General features: G+C 68.1%; 9 protein-coding genes and 2 pseudogenes. 2 read left to right on the top strand and 9 right to left on the bottom strand.

Annotated features, from left to right (window positions below):
* Positions 1–228 precede the first annotated feature (228 nt).
* From FED44_RS32445 to FED44_RS32410, 9 genes and pseudogenes are all read right to left on the bottom strand, one after another.
* Positions 229–414 (bottom strand): hypothetical protein, encoded by a 186-nt coding sequence (locus FED44_RS32445; RefSeq protein WP_341868641.1) that lies wholly within the window; start codon positions 412–414, stop codon positions 229–231.
* Positions 400–453 (bottom strand): annotated as a pseudogene (locus FED44_RS38340) (hypothetical protein); the annotation flags it as partial. The pseudogene FED44_RS38340 and the gene FED44_RS32445, both read right to left, overlap by 15 nt.
* Before the next feature lie 433 nt (positions 454–886).
* Positions 887–1,372, bottom strand: a complete 486-nt coding sequence (locus FED44_RS32440) for a hypothetical protein (RefSeq protein ID WP_138463058.1) — start codon at positions 1,370–1,372, stop codon at positions 887–889.
* A gap of 348 nt (positions 1,373–1,720) precedes the next feature.
* Entirely contained in the window at positions 1,721–1,945 is a 225-nt protein-coding gene (locus FED44_RS32435) for a hypothetical protein (protein WP_138463057.1), read from the bottom strand.
* Positions 1,942–2,217, bottom strand: a complete 276-nt coding sequence (locus FED44_RS32430) for a hypothetical protein (RefSeq protein ID WP_138463056.1) — start codon at positions 2,215–2,217, stop codon at positions 1,942–1,944. Before FED44_RS32430 ends, FED44_RS32435 begins: the two co-directional genes overlap by 4 nt.
* Positions 2,214–2,753, bottom strand: coding sequence for a hypothetical protein (locus FED44_RS32425; RefSeq protein ID WP_138463055.1), 540 nt, complete (start codon positions 2,751–2,753; stop codon positions 2,214–2,216). Before FED44_RS32425 ends, FED44_RS32430 begins: the two co-directional genes overlap by 4 nt.
* 15 nt (positions 2,754–2,768) lie before the next feature.
* Positions 2,769–3,608: a TRADD-N-associated membrane domain-containing protein gene (locus FED44_RS32420; protein WP_138463054.1), complete on the bottom strand. Its 840-nt coding sequence runs from the start codon at positions 3,606–3,608 to the stop codon at positions 2,769–2,771.
* Positions 3,609–4,922: 1,314 nt separating this feature from the next.
* Entirely contained in the window at positions 4,923–5,435 is a 513-nt protein-coding gene (locus tag FED44_RS32415) for a glycoside hydrolase domain-containing protein (RefSeq protein ID WP_138463053.1), read from the bottom strand.
* Between the two features lie 312 nt (positions 5,436–5,747).
* A pseudogene (locus FED44_RS32410) lies at positions 5,748–6,233 on the bottom strand (IS3 family transposase); the annotation flags it as partial.
* A 373-nt stretch (positions 6,234–6,606) separates the two neighbouring features.
* On the opposite strand from FED44_RS32410, the gene FED44_RS32405 reads away from it, so the two are divergent.
* Positions 6,607–9,012, top strand: a complete 2,406-nt coding sequence (locus tag FED44_RS32405) for a hypothetical protein (RefSeq protein ID WP_138463052.1) — start codon at positions 6,607–6,609, stop codon at positions 9,010–9,012.
* The gene (locus tag FED44_RS32400; RefSeq protein ID WP_138463051.1) at positions 9,002–10,267 is read left to right on the top strand and encodes a hypothetical protein; all 1,266 of its coding nucleotides are present in this window, start codon (positions 9,002–9,004) and stop codon (positions 10,265–10,267) included. Before FED44_RS32405 ends, FED44_RS32400 begins: the two co-directional genes overlap by 11 nt.
* Positions 10,268–10,466: the final 199 nt, after the last annotated feature.

The raw sequence follows: 10,466 nt of genomic DNA, 5'->3' as shown, positions 1-10,466 counted from the left end.
GGACAGCGGAGGCACAGGTGGGCGCCGGCCGAGGCGGCCGGTCGACCAACATCTGAACCGTTCGCGCCGAAGGCCGCGAACATCTGACGACACGTGCCGATCGCCCGGAGGCGGCTTCGGTCGTCACAGCGCTCGCGAGCCCCAGGAGAGCAGCGCCCCCGTGGGATGGCGCAGGCGACTGTCAAGACCTATGGACGGGAGCCGCGCCGACCCAGCGGTGATAGGCGTCTACGCCGACGTTGCTGCCGCAGACGATGGTGACCACGTGCGGCCAGGTCCGTCTCGGAAAACGTCAACGCTGGCGGTGGCGAGCAGGTGGCCGTCGGGGTGGAAGGCCAGCGCTCGGACAGGGCCGGTGTGTCCGGTGAGGGGGTTGCCGGCGGGCTGGCGGGTGGCCATGTCCCATAGCCGCACCGTCTCGTCGCTGCTGGCTGTGGCGAGCAGGTGGCCCCGACGTGACTCCCGTCATTAGGAGACCGACCAGTAGTAGCTGGAGCTCTTGCCGTCGTCGTTCAAGACGAGGAATACGTTCCGGGTGGTGCGGTACGGCTTGATGGCGCTTCTGGTGGTGTAGGAGACGAACTTGACAGTGCGCTAGTCGCCGCTGCGTTCGGGTTCGGCCCGCCACAGGAACTCATCGATCTACTGCTGCACGGCCTGCCGCGCAGCCGAGGCACGGCAGCGCCGGCACAACGCCGAGGCCACCGGGATCGCCATAGCGATCCTCACCGGCGACAAGACCGACGTCTCCCACTGCCCGGTCTGCCACCGCCCGTTCGTACCCGGCCACCCCCGCCGCCGCGACATGATCTACGATCGGCCCGCTTGGCCGCATGCGAGAAGGCCACCCGCGGTGAAAGCGGATGGCCTTCGGGGAGGCAGGAGCTCAGCTGTACGAGTAGGACTGCGCGCTGCAGCCGGTGATGTAGGGCCCGGGGTAAACCTGCTGGGTGTAGCAGCCCCAGGTGGCATTCAAAGTCGTGGCCCAGGAGGGGATGCTGATCGCCGGTCCGTTGGTCCAGCCGACCTGGTCGGCCTGGTGACCGCCGCTGCAGATGGCCGACACGCTCACCGAGGTGCTGCCGCCGGGCAGGCTGATCGTGAACGACCACGAGTGGTTCGCCGGGTTCGCGACCATCGAGCTGTAGGGCACAGTCACGCTGTATGAAGGAGGCGAGGAGCTGACCGCGACGTACGAGGCGTACCAGTCCCGGGTGTCGCCGGAGTAGTTGACGTTGAGGCAGTCCACCGTGCCGTTGAGCGTCAGGGCTGAGGCGGCGGCGGGCTGCTGCGTGGTCACGACCATCGCGGCGGTGGTGGCCAGCATCGTGCCGACCGCCAGCGCCCGGCGGATCAGGTTGCCAGCAATCATGGGGTCCCTTTCTTCGCGCCGTTGACTGTGGAGATCTCACCGGAGTGCCAGCCCGCCATCTCTCCCTCCCGCCGGTGGCAATCCGGAGCGCGCGGGCCACGCGCCGGAGACGCCGCAGAGTAGGTCTTCTCGAGGGGAGGATCACACAGTGGCAATGGACCGGACAGACCCATATGGAGCACCGCCCTCCGAAACAAGCGGTGCATCGCGGTTTCCGCACAGCCCGTAAAGAGGCGGCGACCTCGCCCCGCGGATCAACAGGCCGGTCGCAGGCCACGGGACGCCGTGCGATGTGGCGGTCGCATCCGCGTCATCACAGTCGTTCGCGCGACGGTGTTGGTGAAACTTTCAACACGGGGACGCCTGGCGGCGAGGCCGGAGGACGAGTACGCGCCCGCGGCCCCCGCGGGAGCCGGCCGACGACCCGCAGGCCTGGCCCCACCCGTCCCAGCCCTGCTCGACCGCGTCGGCCATCTCGTGCAGGGTCGGGCGGTCCTCGTTCCACGTCGCGACCGTGCGGAGCGTGGCCGCCACCGCGGCGACGACCGCGGCCGCGGTCTCCCCCGCGCTCACCGCCCACCCCGCAGGATCCGCCGGGCGCGCTCGAGCGGGTCGGCCACGGGCTGCAGTTGCCGGGCTGACCAGTCGCGCCGCCGCGGCGGCGGCTCGGTCCGCGAGTCGATCACCTTGCCCCGCAGCGTCACGGCGTGCGCGGGCACCACCGGCACCCGCAGGGCACCGAACAGCGCCCAGCGGAGGTACTCGGCCAGCCAGTCGTCATCGCCCCGCAGGAACGGCCCGAACACCGTGTCGACGGGCTGCAGGTCCATCAGCCACTGCCTCACCGCGTCACCCCCGCCGCCCGGCGGGCGCGCTGCCGCTCCCGGAAAGTCGGCTCATGCACCGGCACCAGCCAGTAGCCCGTTGGGATCAGCGCCAGCAGGCGGGCGAGGCGGGGGCAGCGCGCGCGGTGGAGCTCGCCAGGCCCTGCGGTGCAGTCGCGGCAGGCGCCGCGCATGAAGTGGACGGCGCGCCCCTGCTCGTCGGTGCCGAAGATCGTTGCGCAGGAGGAGAACCGCTCCCGGCAGGGCCCCCAGATGGTGTGCGGGTCGAGGTCGCCGGCGTCGGCGATGCTCGGGTGGACGTGTTCGGTCGTCGTGATCAGGCCGTAGGTGTTGGCGAAGATGACGGGGCGGCCGGCGCGGCGCGCGTGAGGGTACGCAGGGCGCGGCGGCCGAGGTGCTGGGCTCCCACCGGCCGCCCGCGAAAGAGAATTTTGGCGGCCGGTGACACGTTGGTTAACGGCACCCCAAATCCGGATGATTGCGACTGGGCGAGCACAGCCCAGGACCTCGTCGACGTGCCCGGGGTGGTCGCCCAAGTCACGACTGTGGCTTTATCCCCGACGATGCGTAAAGAGACCGCGCAGGAAGTTTGCACGGCCGTGCGCGTCCGGAACAGAAACCTGCTCCGGCGGAACCTTTAAGCCATTGGTCAATGACTCACCGGAAAGCACGGCATAGGGGGCGACAACGGCATTGAGGAACTCGCCTTCAATTGCCTTGTGTTCCTCAGGATTAAGCTTCTTCATCTGCTCAATTAATCGCTCCGCAGCCAGATAGCGTGAGAATCTAACTGGATGATCGAAATAGGCCTGCAAGCGGTTGGCTGCAGCTTCTTGCGCTCGGATGAAAGTGCGGCTAATGAAGCCAGAAAGGGCGGCAGAAATCAAGCCGAGCGTGCCGGCGAGGAGTCTGTCCGCAGGGTTCTTGGCGAAGAATATTGCCAGCACGGCGAACAGTAGTACCACCACAAAACCGGCCACCATGGCGACTTGGGCGCTACGAAAGCTCTGGCGGGCATGGTTTGTGGCTATTTCATGATAATAATCGAGACGCGCTTCCGTTTCCACCCATAGTGGCCCAAGCGCCAATTCTTGTTCTTTCTTTAGTGCCCCTTCCGCCGCGCGCAGTCTTTTCTGGGCAGCATCCAAGCGCCTATTTTTGACTTCTCGTTGCACCATCCACTCTATTGCGAGTATCACTGGAAGCAGGCCGACGGGTATCAGAAGGTACAACTGCACCTCTTTGATCTTTGCTCCGTAGTGGAAAAGATCGATGAGCGGCAGCGCGATCGCAAGAGTGGTTAACGTCGAAAGTGCCGCCAGGAGAGCTCTGAGCCACGGCTCGAGGTACCATCTCCCGAGAGCTTCTGATTGATCACTATCAACATCCATATCCTCACACTAGCGAACCTCGTCCAGTTCAAAGCCCTAATTGTGCAAAAAAACTAGTAGAAGTCGCCGAGAGCGCCTTGATCGCAGGCGCCTATGCCAGTTCCGCTTAGAGCCAGCCATTGCTAACGGGTCATCCACCTTGAGGTGATTCCTCGCCTCAGGTAATAAGGTTTGTCTAGGGGCAGGCCCAACTGGCGGCCGAATTCGTGTGCTCATCATCTAAAGGTGCCGAGCCGTAGATAATCTCTGAGGACTGCGGCACGACTTCCTGCAGCCAAAGGGTGAGCCCGGCCAGCGCATACGATACCGAGAGCGGATCCAACGCTGTGCCAGCGGTCGGCCTCCGCCGGTCAGCCGCGCGACGGCCTGCCCGAGCTCGAGCGCGTCATCGAAGTCACCCAAGGGCCCGTATGCCCCGTGGTCCAGGAGGGCAATCCCGCGCACCGCCGGCAGGAACCCCGTCTCGTCGCTGCCGCCCACCTCCGCAGCTGCCGCGGCGACAACCAGCGCGGGCACCATCAGGCACAGGCCCTGCTGGGCCAGCTGAAGCAGCATCGTGATGAGCGGCATGTCCCCCCGGGCAACCTCCGACACCACCGTCGTGTCCAGGAACAAAGCCGCGCTCACTCACCGGCGGCCCGCGCCAGGTGCTGCTCCCGCTGCGCGAGCACGTGGGCGGTCATCCGGGCCACCTTGGCCTATGCGGCCGGGTTCGACCGACCGGCACCAACCTCGGCGTCAGCGCACTCGAGCAGATGCTCCTCGATCGTCACACTGGCAGCTCTCGTCGTCAGGCAAATACGATGATTTCGGGCGGGTGCCGCCGCGCGCCAACCGAGGCCTTCTCGCAGGATGGCCATCGGTGCCCGTTGTCCCGGGCGTTGCTCTTTACCCTGGTGACGAGCCGCCAGTGTCAGAGGTCTGGTGTGACGCCTGGTCGCACCTGCACGCATCACCCGGCACCGCTCAGACGAGTCTGTCTTTTGGGCAGCTACCGACGGATCCTCGATGGTCGGTGACTTCTCAGAGCAGCGAGGGCGCCGGTACGCACCCCGCTGAGCGTGATGTGCGATCTTGCGTGGCGGCGCGCAGCTCAAGGAGTGATGTTTGGCCGCATCGGGTTGGAGACGCTGGCCGTGTCAAGGTCGGCCTTGTCCAATCGCCGGGGTTCTCCAGTGCGGCTGTCGACCCACGTCAAGTTGATCGGGCCATTGAGACTCATCCTGTACTGCCACACAAGCGCCGGAGCGTAGCCAGAGGCCGCGGGATCCTGAGCCTGCTCCACACCGAGGTCGATCGTGGACGGCCCCTGGTCTAGCGGCCTGTACACCATGTCGCCACGTCGTGACCAGTCTCTGTAACCACATCGGCCGCAGCGTCGGCGACCTGCTTTGCGGTCTTGGACCGTGAGCAGTAGACACCGGCCCAGTAGTCGCTGTTGCTATGGATCTCGCGTATCCAAGCCGTCACGTAATCGACCTGGTTGTCCGGCATTCGCCCGCCGTTCTCGATGTCCAGGTATAGGACCGAGCCGGAGGCAAGCTGAGCGGCGGAGGCCAGGGTGCTCGCGTTCGCGGCATCGGCCACGCCCTGCTCTGCCGTCACCGTGTGGCTGCCGTTGCCGATCACCTGCTGGCCGACGTACGTCGGCACCAAACCCCAGCCCATCGACTGCAGGGCCGGAACCGCGTCCATCCACGACTGGTTCGGGTGGCTGGGTGCGGGCGCGAGATACAGACAGACGAAGGTGAGGTCGGAGACGGAGTTCCACAGTGATTGCATCAGCCCGTCACCGGGATAGCCATACCGATCGAATCCGACAAACATGGCATTCACCAAGAACGCTCGCCGTTAAGCCTTCACTGCCTTCGCGCCACGGTCGGCGACGGCGTTTCGCTCTTCGCTGTGCAGTCCCATCTGCGCCGTCGCAGCGCCATGCTGAATCAATACGTGGACGCACTGGCTGAAGGCCACTGACATAGGTGTGTTCCCCTGCCAGGCGCCGCACTAACATGCTCGCTGCCGGTATTGACACCGCTGTGGCACCGGTACGACGGTCGAAAGTAGTGCGCACAGGCGAGCGCATGATGCGGGTTCTCGCCGAAGGGGGAGTTCCCCCCGTTGTGTGGACACCGGCTGTTATGCGGCGATCAGCACCTTGTCGGGCTGCTGCTCGTAGTCGATGGGGCTGAGGTAGTCCAGGCTGGAGTGCCTCCTTCGGGTGTTGTAGCGGGTGATCCAGGCGAAGACGGCCAGGCGGGCGGCCCGGGCGGAGGGCCAGCACCTGGCGCCCTGAAGGGTCTCTCGCTTTAACGTGGCGTTGAACGCCTCGGCGGCAGCGTTGTCCGCGCTGGTGCCGACCGCACCCATGGACTGGCGCACCCCGAGCTGCCGGCACACGGCGGCGAACTCGGCAGAGCTGTATTGCGCCCCGTGGTCGCTGTGGAAGATCGCCCCGGTCAGGGTGCCGCCCCTGGTGGCGGCCGCGGCGTGCAGCGCGTCGCTCACCAAGGTGGTGCGCATGTGATCGGCGATCGACCACCCGGCAAGCCGCCGCGAATGCAGGTCGATCGCTGTGGCCAGATACAGGAAGCGGCCCTCGGCCAACGGCAGATAGGTGATGTCGCTCCTCTCCAGTGGGTTCACCGGAGGGTTCGGGAGCCTCGGGCAAGGAGGCCCTCTGTGACGGATCTAGCCGAGACCGGGTACACCTCACGTGTTTAAGTAGTCCGAAAGTTTACTGCAAGAATGTTGCGCATCACGCTCACCCGTGCATCATTCGCGTATTGGCCGCTGGGCGAGATCAGCGATCTCGTCGGCCATACACGAACTCAGCCGCGCCACGGAGTGTTCTATCGGTGCTCACGTTTGTGCGTCCTCACTAGTCCGCAGATCGACAGCATGGAAAAATCAATTCGCTCCTTGCTGGGGCGGGCTATCTGAATTTGGCTATCGGAGGTGCATGGAACGGCAACGATGGGTGGCATTTCGGAGGCCCATGGGAATAGCGCTTGTGGCCGATGCCGGGACGTTCGCACAGGGGGTGGCGGTGGAGACTGGTCACCGGATGGACGCGGGCGCGACGGGCGCCGGCGACCCGGAAACGCCCTTCACCGGACTGTGGACCGCGGCCCCGCCTCAGCAGGAAGGGACGCCGCCTCTCACTGTCGAATCGCCGTTCCTCAGCCAGTACCGGTCGGGAGACGAACTCGTCGACCACGAGGCGGAGGCGGCCGGCGAACTGATGGCCGAGCTGTCCGACCCGGAGCTCGACGAGGCGCTGGAGGACCTGATCGCCGAGGCCGAGGCGGAGATCGCACGGTTCGGCGTCGAGGAGTCTCCGGCCGCGGCGGCGCGGGCCGCGCGGGTGCTCGGACGCTGGGTGGAACCGCTGGCCATCGAGAGCGAGGCCATACTGGAGGGCTTGGCGGACGCCCTGCGCACCCGGGACGCGGGGTCGGTCCGCGAGGACGAGCTCATGGAGCTGGCCCAGCGGTTCGAACCGCGCGGCACCGATCTCGGCCCGGTGTTCGAGGACTTCCTGCGGAAGATCTTCCGCAAGGCGACCAGGGTGGTCAAAGGAGCCGCGAGACTGGCGAAGAGAGGCATCACCGCGGCTGCCCGCGTTCTTCCGATCGGTCAAATACTGCGCCGGTTGAAGGGGCTCGTCCGGCCTCTTCTCGACCGTGTCCTCAACGTCGCCCTCGACCGCCTGCCGCCCGATCTGAGGCCGTACGCGGCGCGACTCGCACAGCGCTTCATCAAGAAGCCCTCGTGGCCTTTCCCCGAGACCGAAGGAGCGCCCGCGTCGGTCGACGTCCGCGATCTGCAGTCGGGATTCGATGCCGAGATCGCCGCGTTGCTCCTCGCGCCCGGCGAGATCGAGCAGGAGGAGGTCGTCGCCGAGGCCGCCGCGATGGCCCGGCCGGGCGACGCCGACCCGCTCGGTGAGCTGCACGAGGCGCGGGAGTCGTTCATCACGGCCCTGGAGCGGCTCGAGCCCGGTCAGGACCCCACTCCTCTCGTCGAGGAGTTCGTTCCCGCGCTGCTTCCGGTGCTGAGACTGGGCATCAAGCTCGGCGGACGATCCCGGGTGGTGCGCTACCTCGCCAAGTACATCGGCCGGCTCATCGCGCCGTACGCCGGACCTCAGGTCACCCCGGCCCTGTCTCAGGCGATCGTCGACGCGGGGCTTCGGCTGCTGACGCTCGAGGAGCCGGAGGAGGCCGAGGAGCCGGCGCCCCGGCTGGCGGCGGAGGCGTTCGCGGGGCTCGTGGAGGACACCGTACGACGGGTCTGCACGCTGCCGGAGGAGGAACTCGCGGATGAGCAGGCGCTGGAGGAGGCGGCGTACGAGGCGTTCCAGGAAGCGGTGGCCGCCAACTTCCCTCCGGCGATCCTCGATCCGGCGAGCGAGTATCTGGAGACGAGCCGGCCGTACGGGATGTGGCTGGCGATGCCCCGGGGGCGGCGGGCCTGCTACCGGAAGTTCAGCCACGTCTTCCCGGTCAGGGTGACGCCCCAGGTCGCGCGCTCGATCCGGACGTTCGGGGGACGCACTCTCGGCCGGTTCCTCCGCGACAGTCTGGGGCGCACCGGTGTCGTCCAGGGACACCTCCATCTCTACCAGGCGGTTCCCGGCACCCGGCTGTCCCGTCTCGGAAGTGCTGAGCGGATGACCGGCGGCGGTCGCATGGCGCGGACCCAACTGCACCCGCTCACCCCGCAGGCCGCGGGCGTGCTGCTGGGCGAGCCGGGACTCGGGCGGGAGGTCGACCCCGTCCGCATCGACCGTGGAGATCCGCCACAGGTGGGCGAACGCCTGTTCTATCTGGAGGTGCCCGGTGCCCGGCCGCTGGAGCGCCGGTCGAGCGACGCGGCCGTCGTGGTCGACACGGGCGCGGGCGAGATCCGGCTCAGCGTCTTCCTGGGAGAGTCGGACGCGCAGGAGATCGCACGGCGGTTGCGGCGCCGCGAGCCGCTCGGCGCCGCGCTGGCCGCGCTGCGCCGCATCACCCGCGCGGAACTCCGCTCCGCCTTCGCCGAGGCGGGCCGCCGGGTGCGGGTCATCGGGACGGCCGGGACGCCGGCGCCTCACGCCGGAGCGTCCGACCCCGCACTGCGGCGGCTCGTCGCCGACGGAATCGGCACGTGGCTGATGTGGTCCATACGACGGGAACTGCCGCGGCAGCGGGACGCGTTCGTCGAAGCGGCCGCGGCCGAGGCCGACGGGGTCACCATCGCCGCGCGTGTCGTCGGCCCGCCGGGGCTGGACGTGCTGGCGGGTGCCGCAGCCGACCGGTCTTCCGGCGTGACGCGGGCCTCGGACGGGCTGTCGCAGATATTCCGGCACGGGCCGGAGGTCATGGTCGGATTCCACCCGGGACGCGACCATGTCCGCTGAGGTCGCGGCGCTTCGCCTGCAGGTCGCCCGACAGGTGGCGCACTGGCAGGCGGCGGTGACGGCTCTCGCCGACCTCGAGAACTTCGCCTCCGCGTCCGCGTGGGCAAATCTCGAACACCAGCTGGGCGTGGCCGTACGGGCGCACCTGCGCCGTTCGGCGCGGCGGCTGCACCGGGCGGCCGGCGTGCTGGCCGCCGAGCTGGCGGCGGCGGAGTCGCCCACGGAGCTGGAACGGGTCAGACGGCTCGTCGTACGGTTCCGCGCGATGTTCCTCAGAGTCGAGCTGGCGTTCGACTTTTACGGCGACTGCGTGAACAGCAGGACCACGCCTCGGCTGGGCGCGCTGCTGCGCGCATGCGACTTCCTGGCCAGGTCCGCCATGGAGCAGGTGCTGGAGCCGCTGGGGCACCCGGCTCCTCCAGTGCTGACCTACGTGGACAAAGGGCTCGGAGCCTCGATCCTGCGTGCGGGCCTGCGCCTGTGGGACCGCGATTCTTTCTCGGTGGCCGCCGCGGTGAAGATCACCAGGCACAATCTGTCGAGACCCACGGCCATCCTGCACGAGGCCGGCCACCAGGCCGCGTTCACCCTGGACTGGAACGGCGAGCTGGCCGACGCTCTCCGACGGGAGCTGCGCCCGGTCGCGCCGGGCGTCGCCGACGCCTGGGCCGGCTGGGCGAGTGAGATCGCCGGCGACGCCTTCGCCTTCGCGCACGCGGGCTACGCGGCCGTCGCCGCGCTGCACGACGTCGTCGCCGGAGAACCGGACCGGGTCTGGATGGTCCCGTATGGTGATCCGCATCCCCCCGCCTACCTCCGCGTCCTGCTGGGCGCCGCGATGGCGACGCGATGCTACGGGTCCGGGCCGTGGAACGACCTCGGGCAGGCGTGGGTGGCCGCGCATCCCGTGCGGACCGCTCCCGCCGACGTCCGGGAGTTCCACGTGCGCTCTGCCGCGCTCGTGCCGCGCATCGCCGAGGTCTGCCTCTACCGGCCGATGCGGGCGTTCGGGGACCGGCCGCTGGTCGCCTGCGTCGACCCCCTGCGGGTGCGGCCCGACGCCCTGGCCTGCCTCGCCCGTGATGCGGGGACGGCGCTGTTCCGGTCTCCGTACTGGGTGGAGCGGGAGGCGCTGCGGCTGCTGGCGTTGTCCGGCTACCGCGCGGCGACGGAACCGGCCCGGGCGGCCGAGATCACCGCGCAGTTCGAAGAGTGGATGATCCGCCTCGGCGGGCCTGTCGAGGCCGCCGCGTGAGAAGGGGGAAGACCATGTCCTCGAGCTCGAGAGGCAGTCTCAAGCAGGGCAGCGGCCGCGACGAGTTGCCGGCCGCGGGCAACGGCCAGGACGAGTTGTCGCCCGCGGCATGGGAGGTCCTGCGGCGCGCCGATGCCCTCGAGAAGTGGCTGGACGTACCCGACCTCTGCCGGAAGACCTTCGACTTCCTCCCGCTGAA

Origin of the sequence: Microbispora triticiradicis (genome assembly GCF_005864065.1) — a bacterium.
In the GTDB taxonomy this organism is placed as follows: Bacteria; Actinomycetota; Actinomycetes; order Streptosporangiales; family Streptosporangiaceae; genus Microbispora; species Microbispora triticiradicis.
This window is presented reverse-complemented; position numbering and strand designations above follow the sequence as displayed.

What these genes read in the sequence shown, in the direction of transcription:
- FED44_RS32440 (WP_138463058.1), bottom strand. Translation starts at nt 1,372, where the DNA reads ATGATTGCTGGCAACCTGATCCGCCGGGCGCTGGCGGTCGGCACGATG.
- FED44_RS32420 (WP_138463054.1), bottom strand. Translation starts at nt 3,608, where the DNA reads ATGGATGTTGATAGTGATCAATCAGAAGCTCTCGGGAGATGGTACCTC.
- FED44_RS32415 (WP_138463053.1), bottom strand. Translation starts at nt 5,435, where the DNA reads ATGTTTGTCGGATTCGATCGGTATGGCTATCCCGGTGACGGGCTGATG.
- FED44_RS32405 (WP_138463052.1), top strand. Translation starts at nt 6,607, where the DNA reads ATGGGAATAGCGCTTGTGGCCGATGCCGGGACGTTCGCACAGGGGGTG.
- FED44_RS32400 (WP_138463051.1), top strand. Translation starts at nt 9,002, where the DNA reads ATGTCCGCTGAGGTCGCGGCGCTTCGCCTGCAGGTCGCCCGACAGGTG.